This window comes from Comamonas sp. DB36 (genome assembly GCF_057914905.1).
Genome location: NZ_CP196631.1, coordinates 2681489 through 2702519 on the forward strand (window position 1 = coordinate 2681489; position 21031 = coordinate 2702519).

The 21031-nt window shown below is 64.9% G+C and carries 15 protein-coding genes; 6 read left to right on the forward strand and 9 right to left on the reverse strand.

Features of this window, described 5'->3' with window-relative positions:
- Positions 1 to 25 precede the first annotated feature (25 nt).
- The 4 genes from ACSVDO_RS12340 (at position 26) to ACSVDO_RS12355 (ending at position 7521) form a co-directional block, all read left to right on the forward strand.
- On the forward strand, positions 26 to 3688 hold the full coding sequence (locus ACSVDO_RS12340) for a DEAD/DEAH box helicase (RefSeq protein WP_489592405.1): 3663 nt from the start codon (positions 26 to 28) through the stop codon (positions 3686 to 3688).
- Between the two features lie 224 nt (positions 3689 to 3912).
- Entirely contained in the window at positions 3913 to 4944 is a 1032-nt protein-coding gene (locus ACSVDO_RS12345) for a porin (RefSeq protein WP_489592407.1), read from the forward strand.
- Positions 4945 to 5432: 488 nt separating this feature from the next.
- Positions 5433 to 7103 carry a hypothetical protein gene (locus tag ACSVDO_RS12350; RefSeq protein ID WP_489592409.1) on the forward strand — a complete coding sequence of 557 codons (1671 nt, stop codon included), beginning with the start codon at positions 5433 to 5435 and terminating at the stop codon, positions 7101 to 7103.
- Between the two features lie 43 nt (positions 7104 to 7146).
- Positions 7147 to 7521, forward strand: a complete 375-nt coding sequence (locus tag ACSVDO_RS12355; RefSeq protein WP_489592411.1) for a hypothetical protein — start codon at positions 7147 to 7149, stop codon at positions 7519 to 7521.
- A 143-nt stretch (positions 7522 to 7664) separates the two neighbouring features.
- Here the strand turns inward: ACSVDO_RS12355 and ACSVDO_RS12360 are convergent, their stop codons facing one another.
- The 4 genes from ACSVDO_RS12360 to ACSVDO_RS12375 form a co-directional block, all read right to left on the reverse strand.
- Entirely contained in the window at positions 7665 to 9485 is a 1821-nt protein-coding gene (locus ACSVDO_RS12360; protein ID WP_489592413.1) for a methyl-accepting chemotaxis protein, read from the reverse strand.
- A gap of 152 nt (positions 9486 to 9637) precedes the next feature.
- On the reverse strand, positions 9638 to 11074 hold the full coding sequence (locus ACSVDO_RS12365) for a carboxylesterase/lipase family protein (RefSeq protein WP_489592415.1): 1437 nt from the start codon (positions 11072 to 11074) through the stop codon (positions 9638 to 9640).
- Positions 11071 to 12060: a Bug family tripartite tricarboxylate transporter substrate binding protein gene (locus ACSVDO_RS12370; protein ID WP_489592416.1), complete on the reverse strand. Its 990-nt coding sequence runs from the start codon at positions 12058 to 12060 to the stop codon at positions 11071 to 11073. Before ACSVDO_RS12370 ends, ACSVDO_RS12365 begins: the two co-directional genes overlap by 4 nt.
- Before the next feature lie 23 nt (positions 12061 to 12083).
- Entirely contained in the window at positions 12084 to 12719 is a 636-nt protein-coding gene (locus tag ACSVDO_RS12375) for a TetR/AcrR family transcriptional regulator (RefSeq protein ID WP_489592418.1), read from the reverse strand.
- Positions 12720 to 12962: 243 nt separating this feature from the next.
- Between ACSVDO_RS12375 and ACSVDO_RS12380 the strand changes: the two genes are divergently transcribed.
- Positions 12963 to 13421 carry a VOC family protein gene (locus tag ACSVDO_RS12380; RefSeq protein ID WP_332537440.1) on the forward strand — a complete coding sequence of 153 codons (459 nt, stop codon included), beginning with the start codon at positions 12963 to 12965 and terminating at the stop codon, positions 13419 to 13421.
- A gap of 27 nt (positions 13422 to 13448) precedes the next feature.
- Here ACSVDO_RS12380 and ACSVDO_RS12385 read toward each other — a convergent pair whose 3' ends face one another.
- Positions 13449 to 14546 (reverse strand): NAD(P)-dependent alcohol dehydrogenase, encoded by a 1098-nt coding sequence (locus ACSVDO_RS12385; protein WP_332537439.1) that lies wholly within the window; start codon positions 14544 to 14546, stop codon positions 13449 to 13451.
- A gap of 175 nt (positions 14547 to 14721) precedes the next feature.
- Here ACSVDO_RS12385 and ACSVDO_RS12390 point away from each other — a divergent pair, with 175 nt between their 5' ends.
- The gene (locus tag ACSVDO_RS12390; protein WP_332549759.1) at positions 14722 to 15219 is read left to right on the forward strand and encodes a flavodoxin family protein; all 498 of its coding nucleotides are present in this window, start codon (positions 14722 to 14724) and stop codon (positions 15217 to 15219) included.
- Positions 15220 to 15231: 12 nt separating this feature from the next.
- Here ACSVDO_RS12390 and ACSVDO_RS12395 read toward each other — a convergent pair whose 3' ends face one another.
- The 4 genes from ACSVDO_RS12395 to ACSVDO_RS12410 all read right to left on the reverse strand — a co-directional run bounded on the left by ACSVDO_RS12395 (position 15232) and on the right by ACSVDO_RS12410 (position 20966).
- The gene (locus ACSVDO_RS12395; RefSeq protein WP_489592421.1) at positions 15232 to 17796 is read right to left on the reverse strand and encodes a TonB-dependent siderophore receptor; all 2565 of its coding nucleotides are present in this window, start codon (positions 17794 to 17796) and stop codon (positions 15232 to 15234) included.
- Between the two features lie 117 nt (positions 17797 to 17913).
- A complete protein-coding gene (locus ACSVDO_RS12400) occupies positions 17914 to 18900 on the reverse strand; it encodes a FecR domain-containing protein (protein ID WP_489592423.1) in 987 nt (328 codons plus the stop codon).
- Between the two features lie 4 nt (positions 18901 to 18904).
- Positions 18905 to 19417, reverse strand: a complete 513-nt coding sequence (locus ACSVDO_RS12405; protein ID WP_489592425.1) for a sigma-70 family RNA polymerase sigma factor — start codon at positions 19415 to 19417, stop codon at positions 18905 to 18907.
- A 103-nt stretch (positions 19418 to 19520) separates the two neighbouring features.
- Positions 19521 to 20966: a short-chain fatty acyl-CoA regulator family protein gene (locus ACSVDO_RS12410; protein WP_489592427.1), complete on the reverse strand. Its 1446-nt coding sequence runs from the start codon at positions 20964 to 20966 to the stop codon at positions 19521 to 19523.
- Positions 20967 to 21031: the final 65 nt, after the last annotated feature.

Sequence of the window (21031 nt, forward strand, 5' to 3'; positions counted from 1 at the left end):
CCAGGGAAGCCTATGATTGCCGGCCATGAAACCCGACAAGTCCAAGAGCAATATCTCCGCCGCTCTGCAGCTCTGGCAAGCCTTTGAGTATCTGAGCCCGCAAAAGCCTCCCGAAGTGAAATGCGCGAAGGGCGTGTGCAACTGGGAGATTCCCGTGGACAGCCTGTCCGACGAGGATATGCCGTGGGTCGACCCGAAAAAGCAGGACGACCTCGACAAGCTCTTCTTCGTGGGCGAACACTCCACCCGCCGCTTCCATCTTTTTGCCGGCGTTCTTCCGGGCCATGTGTACACCAACGCGACGCGCGAGATTCTGGGCTCGCCCGCCATTTCTGACGACGAGAAGGCCGGCCCCACGGACGCCGCATCACTGGTTCTTCCCATCGATGAAATGGGCTATGTGGCGGGTTCGCCCTTCGTCAGTTCGACGCCCTGGGCGCTGGGCAACCTCGTGCTGGCAAGCCGCCAGGGAACGCATTTTGATTTCAGCGGCTTCTTCGGGCCCGATGGCGCCGAAGCTCAGACGGTGGCTGCGCTGAAAACCTTGCTGGTGAAAAACACGCTTCTGCCGCAGCAGACGCCCAACAGCAAGGAACTCACCACCGTCTCGGCCTTGCTGACGATCGAGAAGAACGAAGCCGAAGCCGAGAAAATCCGCAAGGCCTACAGGACCGTCACGGCCGACGATGTGCGCGAGATGACCGCCCTGCTCTTCGAGAAACTCGGGTGGACGCCAGCCAGCCAGGCACCTTGGGTGATCAAGACACAAAGCGCGAGCAGGAAGAACAAGAAGGAGCTGGATGACCCGCTCAACAGCTTCTACGCCGAGGACATCGAAACGGTACAGCGGGCTTTTCTCCAGGGCAACACCGGCGCCGCGCTGGACCAGTTCCTGGCGAGCACGGAAGCGCCCGAACGCGTGGACCTGGACGCCAACGACAAGGCCCCGCTGCTCGCGGGCGTACACCCCGGCAAGCTGCCGCTGGCCGCATGGCCTGGGAGCCACCCGCTGGTGACGGCTCAGCAATTCGCGGTGAACACCATACAGCAGGATCTTGCGAGCTCGGGCCTGTTCTCCGTCAACGGACCACCGGGAACCGGCAAGACCACCATGCTCAAGGACATCGTGGCCGCCGTGGTTCAGCAGCGCGCCGATGCCTTGATGGCGTTCCACCGCCCCGAGCACGCATTCCGCGAAGCGCTGAGTGTCGAGAACCACAAGGACGCGGCCTGGAAGCCCGATGCTTCCCTCTGCGGACATGGCATCGTTGTGACCAGCGCCAACAACGGCGCCGTCGAGAACATCAGCCGCGAGCTTCCCGGCCTTAGCTCCCTCGATGAGAGCATTCAACTGGAGTACTTTTCCCAAGTCTCGGACTCCATGGGCCTGGGCAGGAAAGAGAGCCGCCCGGAAGCTGCGCAGACTTGGGGTCTGATATCTGCTGCTTTGGGAAACTCCACCAATCGCAACGCTTTCGCGAGCAGCTTCTGGTATCCCAACAAGGAGTGCAAGAAACTGCCCGATGGCGCGCCCAACCCCCTGGCCCAGGTGTGTCTGCCTGAATGGATAGCCAGCCATAGAGACAGCGTCCCCTCCTGGGAAGAGGCCCGGGCCCGCTATCGAGCCGCCCGGGCGGAGGCGGAAAATCAAGTCGCAAAAGCGGCGGACCTGGTCGACGCGCAGGTGCTGCTGCCCAAGCGCGAAGAGCAACTGGCCCAACTGCAGACACAGGAACGCGCACTGGACCTGCAGCTGCGGCAGCTCGAGACCCATGCCGATACGGCGAGAAAGACCTGCGCCGCCGCGGCTGCGGCGCTGGCCGCCGCGGCTTCGCATCTGGAGCATGCAAAAGCCCGCGCGGCAGCCGATGCGCAACGCGAAAATGCGGCCTTCCTGGTGCGCAGCCACCATGCAAGCCGCCCCAGCGGAGATGTGGAGCAGTTGACCATGGAGATGGTGCAGGCGCAGAGCGCGGAACAGGCCAGCCAGCGCAATCTCTCCAACCACCATGGCGCCAAACCAGGGTTACTCACGCGCTGGTTTTCACAGCCCAAGGTGGACGCGTGGGAGCGGCGTGATCGCCAGTTGACGGCTCTCATCGAGCATGCGCAAGCCGCGTTCCAGACCGCGCAGAAATCGAAGCACGCGCTCGAGCGGTGGGAGCAGCAACTGCGTCCCCTGCAGCGCCAGGAACAGACATGCAAGGATGCTGCGACCGCGACACGCGTACGCATGGTGGATGCGGGGTTTGCCGACCATTACAACCTGGCAGTGGTAGAGAAGGCGCATGCCGGCGCCCAGCGGGCTGTCAGTGAGGCGCAACAGGATTTGCTGCGCCTGGATGGCTTGCTGCGAAAACACGCAGCGCAACGGATCGACCTGCAGACCCGCGCAGCACAGTTGAGCAGCGACATCGAGGCCATGGCACAGAAGCTGGTTCTGGCCGGCTTGCCGGATCGCAGCCGCGACGCCTGGAATCTGTCGGAGCTGTCGCGCGACGACTTCCACCGGGCTTCGCCCTATCAGGATGATGGCGCGCTTTTCAGCGCGCGCCGCGCGCTGTTTGTCGCGTCCATGGAGCTGCACAAGGCATTTGTCGTACATGCCTGGAGCAAGCTCAAGCCCACGCTGTCGGTGTTCGTCGACCTGCTGCAAGGCAAGCTCACCAGCGGCCGTGTCACGGGCGGGGTCATGCCGCTATGGGATGCGTTCTTTCTTGTCGTTCCGCTGGTATCGACGGCGTTTGCCTCGTTCCCGCGGCTGTTCAAAGGCGTCAGGACCAACGACCTGGCCTGGCTGCTCATCGATGAAGCCGGTCAGGCAGCGCCTCAACAGGCGATAGGCGCAATCTGGCGCTCCAAGCGGGCCGTGATCGTCGGCGACCCCATACAGCTCGAACCCGTGGTCAGCATTCCCCAGGAACTGGTGACGCCGCTGCAGAACTATTGCGCCACGCCAGCCCAGTACATTCCGCCCGAGGCTTCGGTGCAGACCATGGCCGACCGCTCCAACCGCTATGGCACCTTGATGGGCTCAGAGGAAGATGGGACGGCGCTGTGGCTAGGCTCACCGCTGGTCGTGCATAGACGCTGCACCAACCCCATGTTCCAGATCGCCAACGCCATCGCCTATCAAAACAAGATGGTCTATGGAACCATCGAAGGCGCCGCGCTTGACGCGCCGTTGAGCGCCTGGCTCGATGCCTCAAACGAGGACGCCGAAGGGCATTGGATAGAGAACCAGGCCGATCGCGTGCTGCGGGGCATAAAAAAGCTCACCAACGATGAAATACGCGATGAAAAGGGCAAATTGCGGATCTACGTCATCACGCCCTTCAAGCTCGTGAGCGAGCGCATGCGCGAGATGCTGGGCCGCCGGTTCGACGATGAGACGGCCAAGGAGATGTGCGGCACGGTCCACACATTCCAGGGCAAGGAAGCGGACTTCGTGATTTTCCTGCTCGGTGGCGACCCCAGCCGTCCCGGCGTCATCTCCGGTTTTGCCGGCCGCAAACCCAATCTGATCAACGTCGCCGTCACGCGCGCCAAAAAACGTCTTTTCGTGATCGGCAGCAAGGCATTCTGGTGCAGCCCCGCCGACGCCAACGGTTACTACAACACCATGGAAGACCTGCTGAGCACCGCCAGCCGCGCCAAACCCAGCGCAGCGTCGGAACCGCTGCAGTGATGCCAGGCGCCGCTTTCCGCAACCTCGGCGCGCCCCGCACTGCGGGTCACGGACTGCCGCCCCGGCGAATGCGAGATCGATCCAAAGTGTTGTTTTAATGACAATCAAGGGATTGTAACTATTGTTTCATTTGTGAAATGTCCAATGGATCTAGCCCCACGCGACTTCGGTGGCTATCACCTTGGTGCATGGGCGTTCTTATCTCCAACTACCCATTGAACAGCATGAAACGACAACTCCTGGCCCTTGCCGCCCTCACCGTTGCCACAGGTGCCATGGCCCAAAGCTCCAGCGTGGCGCTCTTCGGCGTGGCCGATGTCTCGGTCGCCCATCTCTCCACGTCCGGCAAGAGCGTCACGGGCCTGGCCAACGGCGGCAATTCGAGCAGCCGCCTGGGCTTTCGTGGTGTAGAGGATCTGGGCGCGGGCCTCAAGGCCGGGTTCTGGCTCGAAGGCGGTGTGACCGTCGATGACGGCGCTGCGTCCGGCTTCAAGTTCGATCGCCGCTCCACCCTCAGCCTGATGGGCAATTTCGGTGAACTGCGCGTGGGCCGCGACAAGACGCCGGCCTACCAGAACCTCGAAACCTTCCATGCGTTTGCCGATGCCGGCATGGGCGCCATCAACGGCCACAGCCTGATCAGCGGCTCGGCGGCCGGCACGCCCGAAGGCTCCAACCCCAAGCGCGTCTCCAACAGCGTCAGCTACCTGCTGCCCAAGCTCGGCGGCGTGTATGGTCAGGTGACGCACAGCTTTGGCGAGCAGGCCGGCAACAACAGCCTGTCGAGCCACACCGGCCTGCGCCTGGGTTACGCTGCAGGGCCATTGAACGTGGCCGGTGCCTATGGACTGGTGCGCGGCGGCACCGCGACCACAGATGTCGACTACAAGACGTTCAACCTGGGCGCTTCGTACAAGCTGGGCAGCTTCACGCCCATGGTGCTGGTGGCGTCGGACCGCGGCGCCGACAAGCGCATCGACCTGTACAGCTTCGGCCTGAAGATGGCCCTGGGACAGGGCGAGTTGCGCGCGGCCTACTCGATGTACGAAGACAAGAAGCAAGACGATGCCGACTCGCAGCGCCTGGCACTGGGCTATGGCTATGCCTTGTCCAAGCGCACGGAACTCTACGCCACCATCGCCCATATCAAGAACGACGGCAAGGCGGCACGCAAGCTCGGCTCCTCGCTGAGTCCCACGCCCAACGTGGGCAAGAAGCTCACGGGCTACGAAATCGGCCTGCGCCACAACTTCTAAGCGTGTTCGAGGCATGCGTTGGCGCGCATGCCCTCGCTTGCAAGCCTGGACCTCCGGGTGGGGAAGCGTCCTGCCATCCAGCCCCGCCGATGCGGGGCTTTTTTCATCATCCAGACAGACAGCGCAAGAAATGCTCTGTCCGATCTTGCAGGGCCTGTCGACATGACCCTGGCATCCATCCATTTCCCGCAGGCCTGAGTGCGCCAGACACCTGGCGCACGGTCTACGCCCAGCCCAGTTCCGGGGCTCGGCGCTTTGCTCGGCATTTTGCGTCCAGCCCGGTGACGCTGGCCCAACGCGCTGCTGGCGCCCCTCCCCCATCGGCATCCTCACCCGCATTTGCCCGGATGCCACCCGCTCATCCGCCCACCAGAGTGCAAGACCGCGAGCCGTCGACAGGTTCGGCAAGGTCGCAAATATTAGAAAATTCCTACAGACACAATAATATTGATAGTTTATCTTTATCGATTTGCATTTCAGGAATACCTATGCCACCGCCGTCATCCAACGCCACCGCCTGCTCCAACAACGCCACCAAGGTCCACACCTTGCACAAAGGGTCGGCATGGCAAGCTTGCCCAACGACCAAACCAACGCCTTCAACCATCCCGCCGGGCCCTTCTCAGCCACATGGCGCGGAGCAGAAAACGCTGCTGCAGCCACTTCATGCGCAGGCACAGACTGCCAGCAACTGGCTCAGTCACCCCTCGGGCTCTGCGGCACGCCAGCCACAAGAAAAATGGGCAGCACCAATGCATCAGCGGCATTCTGACGACAGACGTAGTGAGTCGCAAAGCAAGCATGCCGTTTCTGCACAACATTATGAAAACATCAGCGACAGCCCATTTGTGCAAATCGGATCGCCAAATCAGAATGCCTCGTACTTCGCCCCATCCGGCTGCCATTCGAAAACCAACAGATCGGTGTATGACAGTTTTACCTACACGATGTACACCACGCCGCGCGAGATTTTCAACGATGTCCTGCAAGCGGGGAGCGCGTTCCCGTTGCGCATGAAGTACCAGGCCATGCAGCAGTATCCGCAGCAGCCAGGCACGCTGCATTCCGCCAATTTCGTGCATGCACCAGCATCGAATCCGGTTAAAAACACCCCGATCCACCCGCTCTTGCTTTCTGTGAAGCCAGCGCAAGACAATCAACCCGTTACTCCAGCTACTCCAGCTACCGGCGCCCATCAGACCAGCAGCGCGGCACAGAATTACGATATCGACCTGCCATTACCAAAGGAAGTGAGCTATCACGATGCCAAGCAGCATTTCATAAGACTGAAAAAATACATGGATATTTTCTATCAACAAGTATCCAAAACCAAAAACTACGAAGCCAAAAATGCAACCGATGAAGGTCATGTCCTGCACAAGGGAACAGATTATCTACATTATTTATTTTTAGACACCTATTTGACGCTTGTCGGTCACGAAGAATACTTCAACCCGAATGAAGCCAAAATGCAATCCGACCAAGACCAAGAGGGCAAGATGCCGAAGCTCAGTGCGGATGAGAGAGAGATATTCAAATCCTACCCACCCCTTGATGCAATCGAAATCATTTGCCGCCTTGGGCATGTGGACACTAAAAATTACGCATTGATGGTAGCAAGAGTCCTGGAAGAAGAGCATGTACCAGAAAACAACAAGACCAATAGCACAAAAATGGACTTCCTGCCCCGCATCGACATTGAAAATATTCACGGACTGACCAAACACCAATTCAAAATATTAAAAAAATCCAACTCCCTGGAAAAATCTTTGATAATCTATTTAAAACAAAGATTCCTTCCAAAATTCAAAATGAATTCCGAGATTGAAGAAGAAGAAAAGGAAAAACTCACAGCAGACATTGAAAAATACATTCTGGAAGAACACTACAACGACAGTCACGAAAAAGAAATAATTTATGCAAGAATATCAAAATTGGAAATTGTATATAAAATAATTGAAAAAAATGAATACATAAAAGACATCAAGTCAGCGTATGACAGCATCAAAGAATACCCGCACAGCCAAATCACAGCGGACTTTTCGATAGCCGACCAGGACCTTGAGGAAGAAGTACGAGCAATAGCCCCCCATTTGAGGATCATTCCATTTTCGAAGTCGATTCGGTTGAGGCGGAAATTATTGCACCTAATTCATTAGATTCTTTCGGACAGCTTTAAACGATCACTTCCGAATTGCCGAAATGATGATTCCTGCAATTTCATGGCGAATACAGGTCATTCAACATTTTTCGGCAGAACTGAATATCACAATGCGTTCCACAGTTGCATCCAGTCATTGCATGTATTTTTCCGGCGATGGCATGTTTGACATCGAAGCTTCGCATGAGACTGGCAAAGCCCTTGTTCGGCAAAGACATGCGACCGATGGTGCCTGGTGCTGCGGGTGGCAGCGATCGAGTCCGATCGACTCCGCATACTCCCGCGGCGGGAGCGCTGAACCACGCTGGCCGCGCGGCACGACCGTCATTTGCGGCGGCTTCGCCGGCGCAGTTGGCGAACGCGCGCAGGGCAGCAAACCGCACGCGATCGGGATGAAATTTGCCGGCGCCCATTGAACCCAGGCCTGCAATGCGAGAGTCTGCTGCCCGACCCAGGCGCTGCGCGAGGGCATGGTGACCGAATCACGCATCTTGGGACGCGTGCCAGCGCCGATCCCGTGACCCACGGCCAGGCGACTTCAACGCGCCAGCGGCATCGTCTAGGCGGCAGAGCCGGCACCACGCTCGGGTGCCAAGGTAAACATGTTGACCGTATGCGCGAGGTTGTGGGCCTGTTCGTTGAGCACCGCCGAGGCCGCCGTGGACTGCTCGACCAGCGCCGCATTCTGCTGGGTCGCCCGGTCCATGTCGACCACGGCCTGGTTGATCTGCACGATGCCCGTGCTCTGCTCGGCCATCGAGCCGTGGATCTCGCCGATGATGTGGGCCACGCGCTCGATGCCGTCGACGATCTCGCCCATGGTCGCGCCGGCCGCACGCACCCGCTCGGTGCCGGTGCGCACGCTCGCGCCCGATGCGTCGATCAAGGTCTTGATCTCCTTGGCGGCCGTCGCGCTGCGGTGGGCGAGGCTGCGCACTTCGGCCGCCACCACCGCAAAGCCCCGGCCCTGCTCGCCGGCGCGCGCCGCCTCGACGGCCGCGTTCAGCGCCAGGATGTTGGTCTGAAACGCAATGGCGTCGATCACGCCTATGATTTCGCCTATGCGCACCGAGGACCGGGCGATCTCGTCCATGGTGTCGACCGCGCCGCCCACGGTTTCCCGCCCGCGCCCCGCGGACTGGCTCGCGGCGTCGGCCAGGCGCTTGGCCTGGGACGCCGATTCGGCCGACTGGTGCACGGTGACGGTGAGCTGGGACAGCGCGGCAGCGGTTTGCTGCAGGCTGCTGGCCGAGTCCTCGGTGCGCGTGGACAGATCCAGGTTGCCGGCCTTGATTTCGTCGGTGGCCGTGGTGATGGAATCCACGCCGTTGCGCACATCACGCAGCACGCTCGCAATCTGCTGCACGAAGCGATTGAACGCGGCGCCGATCTGCGCCACTTCGTCCTTGCCCTCCACGGGCAGGCGCTGCGACAGGTCGCCGCCGCCCGAACCGATCTTGTCCATGGCATCGCGCACCTGCGACAGCCGGCGGAACGACTTGGCCGTGAGCGCCGCCGCGACGGCCGTGGCCACCAGCGCCAGCACCACGATGGCCAGCGCCAGCGTATGCAGCAGGTTGTCCAGCCCCGCCGTGGCTTCGGCTTCATCCAGCGCCACGACCAGCAGCCAGTCCGTGCCCGCGACCGGCCTGGCCTTGAGCATTTGCGCGCGTCCGCCGAGTTCCAGCGCCAGCGGCGACTGTGCCTTGGCCAGTGCGCCAAGGGCTGCGGGCGTGAGCCGCGCCGACAGTTCGGTCGCGGGCTTGAGCAGGAACTGTGCATCCGCATGGGCCAGCACCTGACCGTCTGTGCTGACCACAAAACCGCTGCTGCTGGGCGTGGGATGGATGGTGGCAACCACGGCGCGCACGCCTTCGAGCGGCACGGCGCCGCTGATCACGCCTTCGAGCGTGCCGTTTCTGAGCATGGGCGCGACGAAAGCCACATAGGGCACGCCCGTGGTCGAGTCGCCATACGGTTTGGTCACCGTGAGCTTGCCCGCCTGCACGGCGGCCTTGTACCAGGGACGCGCCGTGGGATCGTAGCCGGGCGCGGTCTGGGTCGTCGACTTGAACGTCTTGTCCTGCCAGCCCACCGTGGTGATGGGAAAGCCGCTGGCCTTGCCCATGTGTGCCGCCAGATCGCGCGGGTCGCCATGTTCGATGGCCGCGGCAGCGGCCTCGACGGCCTGGGCCTTGGCTGCAACCCACTGGTCGATCGCCATGGTGTTGCCCGCGGTGATCGCGTCGAGGTCCTGCTCCAGCGTCTGGAAGGTGCTGGCACGCGTGATGGTGTAGGTCGCGCCACCGGTGATCGCGAGCGCGCCCACGACGGTGGCGGTGCTGATGGCGAGAATCTTTGAGCGAAGGGTCTGAAGCATACGAGGGGCGGCAGTGCGCGAGGTTGGAAGGCGGCCAAAAAAGAGACTCGACACTTTTTCGGAAAGCCTGCAACCGACTTGAGGAAGCACGGCACTAAATTTTGTTACAGCCCCGCACCACTCCCCCACTCACTCAATGCTCAACACCCCGCTCAAGCGCCAGCCACGGGTCCGTCGAAGCACTCGGTCCAGGGCGCAGCCCCCGCATGGGGCGGCCAGCCAGGCTCGCCCGTGAGCGCGAAACGCGCCCAGGCGCCATGCATGCGCTGGGCGAGCGGCGCGGGCGCAGCCCGGCCAGCGAGTTCCTGCGCCGTGGCAGCGGCGAGGTTGTTGAACACGAACGGCAGCTCCACCCCATGCGCTGCGCCGAGCTGCCCGGCCCACTGGGGCGAGCGCCAGCCGAACACATAGCGGTGCGACGAGCGCGCTGCAAGGCCCGCAAGTTCCGCCAGACGCCGCGCGGGCTCGGCATAGTAATAATGCGACTGCATCCGGCACAGCTGTTCGCCCGGGCTGCCGGCGGCGGCATCGGGCGCAAGGCCCGTGGCCGCGCTGAAATCCTGCAGATCGGCCTGGCCTATGCGCGCCAGCCCGTTGCCCGGCACATGGTAAAGCCGCATTTCCTCGGCGTTGTGACCGACCAGCAGCTGCAGCGCGGACGGCTGCGCGGCCCAGGCCTGGGCCAGCGCCGCCAGTGGCTCGGCGCGCAGGCATTCGCCGTCGATGACCGGGCGCAGCGGAAAGAACTGGCGGCTGCCCATGCCATGCGCGCGCCGCAGCGCAGGATCGGCCGCGAGCCGGTGCACGGCCTGCAGCAGCGGCTCGAGCGGCGCGGCGGCGAACGCAGCGCGCGTGGGCGGCACGCCGGCGAGCGCCGCAATCGCCTGCAACGCGGTCTCGGCTTCGGCGCGCGTCTGGCAGGCCACGCTGGGGCTTTGCAATATGGCGCGCTGGAACAGTCCGCGGCTTTGCGCCATGCCCATCAGACAGGCAAGCGCGCCCGCGCCCGCGGATTGGCCGAACACCGTGACCTGCTGCGCATCGCCGCCCCAGGCGCCTATGCAATCCTGCACCCAGCGCAAGGCCGCGATCTGGTCCAGCAGGCCGCGGTTCGCCGGCGCTCCGGGCAGATATGCAAAGCCGTCGACGCCCAGCCGGTACTGGATGGACACGAACACCAGGCCCTGGCGCGCGAACGAGGCGCCGTCGTAGAGCGCATCGCTGGCGCTGCCGCGAAAAAAGCCGCCGCCATGCACCCAGACCATGACCGGAAGGCGCTGGCCCGCCTCCACCGGCGGCGCCCAGACATTGAGCCGCAGGCAGTCCGGGTCGCCAAGCTGGCGCGCGCCGCTGCGCGGCCACTGCGGCGCCACCGGTCCGAACTCCGCGGCCTCGCGCAGGCCCTGCCACGGCGGCTCGGCCTGGGGCGGCTCGAAACGCAGGCTGTCCACGGGTGGGCGCGCATAGCGCAGGCCCTTGAACACGCGCAGTTCACCGTCCCAGGCACCGCGCAGCCGCCCGCCATGGGGCAGCACGACCTCGGGCGCGGCGCGACCGGCGCCGGTTGCAGCACTCGCTTCGGCGCTCATTCCGACGCCAGGCCCAGCCGGTCGATCAATGGGCGCCAGACTGCGGCGTCGCGCGCCGCCCAGGCGCGCACATCGGCCGGCGTCGACGGCGTGAGCACCACGCTCATGGCCTCTAGCCGCGACTTGTACTGGGCATTGGCGCGGCACTGCTCGGTGGCCGCGCCCAGCCGCGCGAGCGCGGCCGCGGGCGTGCCCGCCTTGGCGACAATGGCGATCCAGGACGGCCGCGCCAGATCGGCCGCCGCGGGCAGCAGTTCGGCCACCGTGGGCACATCGGGCAGCAAAGGCGAGCGCTGGGTGTCGAACACCGCGATGGCGTTGAGCCTGCCGGCCTTGACCTGGGCCGCGGCCGTGCCTATCACCAGCGTCATTGCCTGGATCTGCTTGCCTATCAGCGCCGTCACGCCCGCGCCTTCACCGACAAACGGCACATGGGTTCCGCTCGCGCCCAGCTTGTCGAGCAGCGCCGTGGTCAGCAGGTGCGCAGGGCTGCCCTTGCCCGGCGAGCCGAAGTTCAGTCCGCCGGCCGTGGCCTTGGCGAGTTTCTGCAGATCCGCGAGTCGCGTGAGGCCCTCCCCCGCAGGCACGGCCAGCACCAGCGCCGACGTGCCGAGCACGGCCACGCCATCGAAGTCGCTGCCGGGATCGTAGGGGCGCTGGCGGTAGGTATAAGGCGTGATGCTCATCTGCGACATGCCTATGCTCATCAGCGTGTAGCCGTCCGCTGGCTGGCCCTTGAGGCCGTTGATTGCCAGCACGCCGTTCGCGCCGGGCTTGTTCATCACCACCACCGGCTGGCCCAGCTCATGTGCCGCGCAATCGGCCCAGATGCGCGTCATCGCATCCGACGCACTGCCCGGGGGCTGCTGCGCGATTAACTGGATGGGCTTGGCGGGATAGGCCTGCGCCGATGCGCCCGCGGCGCACAGCAGACCGGTAGCGGCAAGCAGGCAGGCGCGGGACAGCGCTGAATCAGGAAATTTCATGGGCTTGAGGTGGAGGAAAAAATTCAACGCGCGTTCTCGCAACGCGCGGCGATCAGGTCGGCGAGGCTGGCAAGCTGCGCGCCGGCCTGGCCCAGCGGCAGCGGCTGCGCCGCGACGGGAAACAGTTGCAGCAGGCCCAGCCCACGCAACGCGGAAAACACCAGACCCAGAAATGCCTGGCGGTCCGGGGTGGCCAGAAGTTCGGGAAACGCGTCGAAGAATCCCGCTTCGAGCTGCGCGCCGATTTCCGCACGCAGGCGCGCGACATGCTGCAGGATTTCGGGCTGGCTGCGGCTGCCCAGATAGATGTTCCAGGCGACGATGAAGCGCGGCTGGGCGTAGATCAACCGCCAGGCGGTGTCGACAAAGCGCGCCGCGCGCTCGCGCGCGCTCAGACTGGCCGCGGGCCACAGCGCGCCGGCATCCAGCTGCGCCTGCAGCAGCGCGCTCAGGATGTTCATCATCAGCACCGCCTTGGACTCGAAGTGGTGCTGCACCGCGCCCGAGGTCATTCCCGCGCTGCGCGCGATCTCGTGAATGGAGACGTCCTCCAGGCTGCGGCGCTCGATGACTTCGATCGCGGTGTCGATCAAATGCTGGCGCGTGGCGGCACTGCGCTGCGCCTGGGAGCGTCGGGGCGCGATCGCGGGCGGGCTCATGGAATTTACATTTTGCATTTCGAACGTAATGTAAATACAGTGGACGCAGGCCTTTACAGGGAATACCCGATGCTGCGCCGTGCTGCCTGCGGCACCACCTCATGCGCGACCAGCCGCTCGGCAAGCAGATGAGGCTGGGCAGGCCTGGCGTCGTGCGGCGTCGGCAATGCATTGGACGGCGGCGCAGCGGCGCGGATACACTGGCCCTACCGGCCCTGCAAAGTCGGCACAAAGGAGACTTGTGTGACAACCACCCTGACCCCCTACCTGAGCTTCGACGGCACGACGCGCGAAGCCTTCGCCTTCTACGAAAAAGCGCTGGGCGCGCAGATCCAGGCGATGATGAGCTACGCAGACATGCCTACGCCGCCGGCAGGCTCGGCCGCAGAGAGCTGCGGCGGCCAGCCCGCGCCCACGGGCGACGGCATCATGCATGCCAGCCTGGTGCTGCCCGGCGGCGCGCTGCTGTTTGCCGGCGACACGCCTCCCGGCATGCCTTTCGAGGGCATCAAGGGCGTGATGCTGACGCTGGAATACGACACCGTCGAACAAGCCGAGCGCGCTTTTGCCGCGCTGGCCGAAGGCGGCCGGATCACGATGCCGCTCGCGCCCTCGTTCTGGGCCAAGACATTCGGCATGCTCACCGACCGCTTCGGCGTGAGCTGGGCGCTCAATGGCGATCCGCTGCCCATGCCTTCCTGAGGCCTGAGAACAGGCGCATCCGGCCGCTCAGGGCCGGATCGCGATCTTCAGCACCCCGTCGCGCTGATGGCTGAAGAGCTCGTAGGCCGCGGCGATGTCCTCCAGCCCGTACTCATGGGTCACCAGCGGGCCCAGGTCTATGCGTCCGCTGGCGATCACCGCCATCAGCCGGCGCATGCGTTCCTTGCCGCCCGGGCACAGCGCGGTGTTGATGCGGTGGTCACCCAGGCCCGCACCAAAGGCATCGAGCGGAATCCTCAGGTCCGTTGAATACACCCCCAGACTCGACAACGTGCCGCCGGGGCGTATGCAGCGCAGCGCGCTCTCGAACGTCTGCTGCGTGCCCAGCGCTTCGATCGCACTGTCGGCGCCTTTGCCGCCCGTCGCCTTGAGCACCTCGGCAACCACGTCCTGGGTCTTGAAATTCAAGGTGATGTCGGCTCCGAGCTGTTGGGCCACGCCCAGGCGCTGATCATTGCCATCGACCGCAATGATGGTGCTCGCCCCGCGCAGCTTCGCGCCCGCGGTCGCGCACAGGCCGATGGGGCCCTGCGCAAACACCACCACCACATCGCCTATGCGGATGTTGGCGTTTTCCGCGCCCGCAAAGCCGGTCGACATGATGTCGGGACACATCAGCACCTGGCGATCGCTGAGCCCCTGCGGCACCGGCGACAGATTGCCCTGCGCATCCGGCACCAGCAGGTACTCGGCCTGGGCGCCATCGATCAGATTGCCGAAGCGCCAGCCCGCGGTGAGCTTGTAGCCGTGGCAGCCGCAGCGCCCGCTGGCGGCCAGATAGCTGCCGTCCTGCGATGCCGCGCCATCCTGCGCCGCATAGCTGTTGAAATCCGGGCAGATCGCGCCGGCAATCACGCGCTGGCCTTCCTCGTAGCCGCGCACCGCGCTGCCGAGCTTGACGATCACGCCCACGGGTTCGTGGCCTACCGTCAAACCCTTGGCGACCGGATACTCGCCCTTGAGAATGTGCACGTCCGTGCCGCAGATCGTGGTCGTGGTGATCTTGATCAGCGCATCGTTGGGCCCGACATCGGGAATCGGTTTGTCCACCACTTCGATACGACCGGGTTCGACGAATACCGCCGCTTTCATCATCTGGGCCATGGGATCTCCTTGAAGAACAGAGGAAAGGGAGCTGTGCTGAATTGCCAGCATATGCCTTCGCACCCGATCGCTGCTTGACGTGGAGCAAGGTCTGTCCCGGCAACTCCCCCTTGGGCTGCGCTGCAGCGCCATACGTTCAATGGCCCTGCGGCCGCATTGGCACTATGCTGGTGCCATGCCACGCAAGACCCTGCTCATCGTCTACCACTCGCTCACGGATGGAACGCGCCAGATGGCGCAGGCCGCGCATGACGGCGCGGCCGCCGAAGGCAGCGTGACCGTGCGCCTGCTGCACGCGCGCGAGGCCGGCGCCGACGATGTACTGGCGGCCGACGGCTATCTCTTTGCCACGCCCGAAAACCTCGCGGCCATCAGCGGCCAGCTCAAGGATTTCTTCGACCGCAGCTACTACGGCGCGCTCGAGCGCATCAACGGCCGGCCCTATGCGAGCCTGATCTGCGCGGGCAGCGACGGCTCCAACGCCGCGCGCCAGATCGCGCGCATCGCCACCGGCTGGCGGCTCAGGCCCGTGGCCGAACCGCTGATTGTCTGCACACATGCGCAGACGCCCGAGGCCATTCTCGCGCCCAAGCACATTGCCCAGGAAGATCTGCAGCAATGCCGGGCGCTGGGCGAAGCCATGGCGGCGGGGCTGGGGCTGGGAGTGTTCTGAGCAGTCCGCGCGTCAGAACTTCCCGCGCAGTGCCAGCATCACGCTGCGCGGCGCCCCATAGAAGCTGCCGTAGTCCAGATAGCCGATGCTGCTGTAGTAGGTCTTGTCAAACAGGTTGTTGATGTTCAGCGAGGCCGTCCACTGGTTGTCGATTCTGTATTCGGCAAAAGCGCTGTAGACCGTGTAGCCGGCCTGCGTGATGCGGTAGTCCCCGGTGCGGCTGCTCACCGTACCGTCGGCGTTGCGCAGGTAGGCGTAGTCGTCGATGAAGGTCTTGCTTTGGACCGTCGCACCGCCGCCAATCTTCCACTTGCCGAAATGGCCGGGCAGCTGGTAGGCGGCGAAAATCTTCGCCATATGTGCGGGCGAGGTGCCGTTGAAGCGGCCGCCCGAGGTTGAATTGCTGTCGCGGTTGTCGTTGTAGTTGTAGCTCAGCGAAAGCTGCAGGCCGCGCACGGGCTCGCCCGTCAACTCGGCGTCCAGCCCCTTGGAGACAATGCGGCCCGTGGGCAGGAAGCAGCAGCTGCTGCCCAGGTCCAACGTACTGGCGGGAAAGCTGCGGTCGCGCACCGCGGCGCCGTCGCGGTCAATGCGGTAGAGCGCCAGCGCGCTCTGCAAGCGGCCGTCGAAATGCGCGCCCTTGAGGCCCAGCTCGTAGTTGCGCCCAGTCACGGGGTCCAGCGGTGCACCGGGCGCCGGTCCGGCACGTTTGTCGGCCTGCGACTTGAAGGTCTCGGCAATGCTGGCGTAGGCCGTCCACGTGCGATCCAGATCGTAGGTGGCGGCGAGATAAGGCGTGAAGACGCTGCTGTCCTCATACCGCGTGATCGAGCTCGAGGTCACGGTGCCGCTGGGGTTGAGCAGCGTGTTCTCGAACGCGTACTTGTAACGGCCCAGGCGCCCGCCCGCAATGACGTGCAGCGGCTCGCTCAGATGCAGGCGCAGCGATCCGTAGATGCCGGCATTGTCCGAGCGCGAAGGCTGGCGGCTCCAGGGCGTGAGCGCTGCGGGGCGCAGGTAGGCAGCGGGGTCGAAGCGGTAGATGTCGGGCACCGGCGTGGCCACATAGGGCACGGGGCGCTGCAGCAGCGCGTCGACTCTGAATCTGGACCATGAGCCGCCGACCAGCACATCGTGCTGCCGGCCCCAGGCGCTGAACCGGCCTTTGAGCGCGGCGTCAAGGGACGCATTGCTCCAGTGCTCTTTCTGAAAGTTGGCGCCACCCGTCGTGCCCACGCCGGTGAGCGCATCGGCAGCGCCGTTGAAATAGTGGTCGAAGCGGTCCTGGTCGGCGCGCTCGTGGTTGGCATCAACGTCCAGCGTCCAGTCCGGGCTGAACCGGTGCGTGAGGTGGGCGAACAGGCCGGTGATGTTCTTGTCGGCGCGGTCGTCGGCGCCGCTGAGATAGAGCGTGCGCGCCAGGCCCAGGTCTTCCCCGGTGCGCGCCCGGGGCAGGCCGTAGCCCTGGTACGACGAATCACGCCGGATATACGACGCGCCGAGCAACGCCGTTGTCTCGGGCGTCAGATCCGCCTCGATCACGCCATAGGCCATGCTGCGCTTGCTGTGCGCGACATCGAAAAAGAAATCCTTGTCTTCGTGTGCCAGCACACCGCGGCCACGGATGCGGCCGTCTTCGCTCAACGGGCCGCTGACGTCGAGATCGGCGCGCCGGAAGTTCCAGCTGCCCAGTTGGGCCTGTACCTGGACCTGCTTTTCACGCGTGGGCTTCTTGCGCACCAGATTGATCACTCCGCCGGGATCGCCATTGCCGCCAAACAGACCGTCCGCCCCGCGCAGCACTTCGACATGGTCGTAGAACGCCAGGTCATGATCGACCGAGAAACCGCGAAACATCGGCGATGCGCCGTCGACACGCAGGTTTTCGTTGCCCACTTCAAAGCCGCGCGCCAGGAAGCGATCGGCAAGCATGGAGCCCTGGAAGGCCGTCACGCCAGGCATGGCCTTGAGCGCGTCGGGCAGCGTGGTCATTCCCATGTCGTCCATCTGCTGGCGCGTGACGACAGAGACCGACTGAGCGACTTCGCGTTGCGTCAATTCCGTTTTTGCGCCCACCGTGGAGGTGCGCGCGATGTAGGCGCCCGTGCCTTCGGTGGCGCCGCTGCGCTCGGCCAGGGCCGCCACGGTCACGGTGGCCAGCGCCGCACCCGCCGCATCATCTGCCTGGGAATGCGGCACGGCGCCGGCCACCACGGTCATGGAGTTGCTGCCGGTGCGCGCCAGTACCAGGCCACTGCCGGCCAGGGCGCGCTGCGCCGCTTCTTCGACGCTGAAACTGCCGCGTATCTCCGGCGCGCGCCTGCCCTGCAGCAAGCTGGCGCTGGCGACCACGCTGCGCTGCCCCTGGTCGGCAATCCGCGCCAGCGTGTCGCTCAGGTCGCCGGCGGGAATATTCCAGACAAGCAGCGCGCTGCCCGCCGCCGGCGGGGACGGCTGGGCCAGGACGCTGGCGGGTGCGCCGCACAGCAGCAGCAGGGCTGCGGCCGCGGGACGCAGCGCCTGGGGTGGACGGGAAAATGCGAAAGACGCGAATGCGCGCCGGCAGGAGGAGGCCATGGTCTGAACGAATCCTGGTTGGAATGAAAAACGTTGCTTCATTCCCCTTGTGCAATGAGCCCGCGAAAAGTCCTCACCAGGCGCGAAAAAAACTGCTGCGGCCAGGCCAGGCCCGGCTCAGGCGTGCGGCGCCCTGACGTCGATCAGCGTGAGCCAATCGCTCCACCGCACGACCGTGATCGGCTGGGTATCGACCAGGTCCTGCAGCACCCGCTCAGGCCTGTCCAGCGAGAACCGGCCAAACACGCGCAGCCGGGCCGCGGCCGCACTCACGCGTATCAGCCCGGGCTGGTAGGGACGCAAGGCATCGATCACCACACCCAGCGGCTGGTCGCGCACCTGGAGCACGCCGCCTTCCCAGGCCGCGGGTGCCATCAGCGATGCGTCCACGGGAGTGACTTCGCTGGCGCTGAAATATGCCGTCGCGCCCTCTTCCAGCGTGTGCCGGCGGCCCGAGCGCGTGGTGATGCGTACGCTGTGTTCCATCACATGCACCAGCGTTCGCTCCTCTTCCTGGCGCACCATGTAGCGCGTGCCCAGCGCCTGGACATTGCCTTGCGCACTCTGCACCACGAAAGGCCGCCAGCCCGCGCCCTGCCAGGGCGCCACGGCGACAATGACCGCGCCGGCGCGCAGACGCACCAGTCGCTGCGTGTCGCTGAAGAGAATGTCCACCGCCGAACGCGCATCGAGCGTCAGCGTGCTGCCATCGGGCAGTGCGTGGCGACCGCGCTCGCCCGTGCCGGTGCGCAGGTCGGCGCTCAGCGTGCCCAGCGGTGTCTGTCGGTGCAGCAGCCAGCCCGCGCCAACGCTCAGCAGCACCGCCGCGAGGCCGCCATGCAGCGCGCGCCGGCGCGCAACCGTGGGAGCCGGCACGGCCAGCGCCTGCACGCCCGCGCGTGCCGCCAGGCCGCCATCGCGCAACTGCGCAATCGCGGGCTGCACGTCTGCGCCCTGCAGACGCGCCTGCAGATGCTCCCAGGCGCTGGCATGCGCGCCCGAGGCCGCAAGCCACTGCGCAAACCGCTGCCGGTCACTGGCCGTGGCGCGGTCCGAATCCAGGCACACCATCCAGTCGATGGCCTGCTCCATCACGGTGTCCACGCGCTCAGTCTCCGGGCGCAGACGGCGCGCTGCACAAATGCACCAGCGCCTGTTTCATGTAGCGCTCCACGCTGGCTTCGGACACCGCCATGGCCGCGGCGATCTCGGCGTACTTGAGTCCATCGATGCGGCGCAGCAGGAAAGCCTGGCGCACCTTGGGCAGCATTCCGTCCAGCCAGGCGTCAATGGCCTCGATGGCCTCGCGCACCAGCAGATAGTCTTCAGGTGAGGGGGCGCATTCTTCGGGCATCGAGGCCAGCGCGTCCAGCCAGGCCTGCTCCAGTTCGCGCCGGCGCCAGAAGTTGTAGAGAACGCGCTGCGCCAGCGTGGTGAGATAGGCCCTGGGCTCCTGCAGCGCATGCGCCTGGCGGGCGACGATGACGCGCTCGAACGTGTCATGCGCCAGATCCGCCGCCTGGTGTGCATCGCCCAGCTTGCGTCGCAGCCAGGCCTGAAGCCAGCGGTGGTGGTCGACGTAGAGCGTGTGTACCGGGTCGGCGGCAAACGGCATGGGCATGAACGGAATCCAGCGCAGATGAGAAGTATTCTCATTGTAGTCGTGAAAAATCGCCGCTCACCCGCGCTGTGGCTGGCGGTCCACAAGCGGCGCTTGCCAGCGCTCAGTCCGGCTGGCCCTGCACCGCCGCATAAGGCACAAAGCCCTGCGCGTTCTCATTGACCAGCAGCGGCTTGCCGACGAACGGAAACGCGCGCTGCGGGCAAGCGCTGCGTTCGCAGACCTTGCAGCCCATGCCTATGGGCGTGGCCACATGCGCGCCCTTGAGATCCATGCCTTCCGAGTAGACCAGCCGCGCCGCGTGCTGCACATCGCAGCCCAGGCCGATGGAAAACATCTTGCCCGGCGTGCCCCAGCCCGCGCCCGCATGGGAGATGCTGCGCGCGACCCACAGGTAGGTGCGTCCGTCGGGCATGCTGGCGAGCTGGGGCAGGATGCGCCCCGGCTGGGCAAAGGCTTCGTAGACATTCCACAGCGGGCAGGTGCCGCCGGTCTTGGAAAAGTGGAAATGCGTGGCCGACTGCCGCTTGGAGATGTTGCCCGCGCGGTCGACGCGGATGAAGAAGAACGGCACGCCCGGCGCGCCCGGGCGCTGCAGCGTGGAAAGCCGGTGGCATACGGTCTCGAAGCCCACGCCGAACTGGCGCGCAAGCCGGTCGATGTCGTGGCGCAGCGTCTGCGCGGCCTGCAGGAATTCGCCGTAGGGCAGCACCAGCGCGCCGGCGGCGTAGTGCGCCAGGCCTATGCGCGCCAGCCGGCGCGTGGCCTGGTCCTGCCAGTTGCCGGTCGCCAGGCATTCGTCCATCAGCGGCGCCATTTCGAGCAGCGCCAGCTGCGTTGCCATCTGGAATGCCTGCTGTCCCGGCGCGAGCTCGGCCGACAGAAACAAGGTGCGGCTGGCCGCATCGTAGCTGCGCAGCGGGCCCTGGGCCGCGCGCGCGCTGCGCTGTACCTGCACGGCGTGCTGCGCGCGCAGCCGTGTCACCAGCCAGTCGACCAGCGCCGCGCCCTGGGCGCCGGCTTCGCCCGCCCAGGCTTCGGCCGCGCGGTCCAGCGCGTCGAAGTAATTGCGGTGGGCAAAGAAGAAGTCGCGCACCGCCTCGAACGGCATCTGGCGCAGCGGCGCCGCGGCCCAGTCCTCGCCTTCGGCGCGGCTGTCGCCCAGCCGGGCCGACAGCGCTTCGAGGCGTTGCACATCTTCGGTGTGGCGGCGGTGCAGCGCCAGGATGGCCTGGGCCAGTTGCGGCAGCTTGGCCGCGACTTCGCGCAGCTCGGGCTGGGGCACGGCCGGCGCGCCCGGCAGCGCGGCCAACGCATCGCCCAGCTGGGCCAGCACGCGCGCCTGCTCGTCTTCGGAAAACTGCTGGATGTCCACGCCCAGCAGGCGGTGGATCTTGAGCAGCACCGACACCGTGAACGGGCGCTGGTCCTGCTCGAGCTGGTTGACGTAGCTCGGCGACAGCCCCAGCGCGTGGGCCAGCGCCAGCTGTGTCATGCCGCGCTCGGCGCGCAGCGAGCGCAGGCGCACGCCCATGAAAGTTTTGGCCATGAAAGTCGGTCTCCAGAAATTCGCAAACTTCGCAAATTAGCGGTTTGTGATTCGCAAACATTCGC

Excerpts from the sequence above, each read along its gene's own strand:
- ACSVDO_RS12340 (WP_489592405.1), top strand. The coding sequence starts at position 26 with ATGAAACCCGACAAGTCCAAGAGCAATATCTCCGCCGCTCTGCAGCTC.
- ACSVDO_RS12385 (WP_332537439.1), bottom strand. The coding sequence starts at position 14,546 with ATGGCCCAGATGATGAAAGCGGCGGTATTCGTCGAACCCGGTCGTATC.
- ACSVDO_RS12360 (WP_489592413.1), bottom strand. The coding sequence starts at position 9,485 with ATGCTTCAGACCCTTCGCTCAAAGATTCTCGCCATCAGCACCGCCACC.
- ACSVDO_RS12410 (WP_489592427.1), bottom strand. The coding sequence starts at position 20,966 with ATGGCCAAAACTTTCATGGGCGTGCGCCTGCGCTCGCTGCGCGCCGAG.
- ACSVDO_RS12365 (WP_489592415.1), bottom strand. The coding sequence starts at position 11,074 with ATGAGCGCCGAAGCGAGTGCTGCAACCGGCGCCGGTCGCGCCGCGCCC.
- ACSVDO_RS12345 (WP_489592407.1), top strand. The coding sequence starts at position 3,913 with ATGAAACGACAACTCCTGGCCCTTGCCGCCCTCACCGTTGCCACAGGT.
- ACSVDO_RS12370 (WP_489592416.1), bottom strand. The coding sequence starts at position 12,060 with ATGAAATTTCCTGATTCAGCGCTGTCCCGCGCCTGCCTGCTTGCCGCT.
- ACSVDO_RS12355 (WP_489592411.1), top strand. The coding sequence starts at position 7,147 with ATGATGATTCCTGCAATTTCATGGCGAATACAGGTCATTCAACATTTT.
- ACSVDO_RS12375 (WP_489592418.1), bottom strand. The coding sequence starts at position 12,719 with ATGAGCCCGCCCGCGATCGCGCCCCGACGCTCCCAGGCGCAGCGCAGT.
- ACSVDO_RS12395 (WP_489592421.1), bottom strand. The coding sequence starts at position 17,796 with ATGGCCTCCTCCTGCCGGCGCGCATTCGCGTCTTTCGCATTTTCCCGT.
- ACSVDO_RS12390 (WP_332549759.1), top strand. The coding sequence starts at position 14,722 with ATGCCACGCAAGACCCTGCTCATCGTCTACCACTCGCTCACGGATGGA.
- ACSVDO_RS12350 (WP_489592409.1), top strand. The coding sequence starts at position 5,433 with ATGCCACCGCCGTCATCCAACGCCACCGCCTGCTCCAACAACGCCACC.
- ACSVDO_RS12405 (WP_489592425.1), bottom strand. The coding sequence starts at position 19,417 with ATGCCCATGCCGTTTGCCGCCGACCCGGTACACACGCTCTACGTCGAC.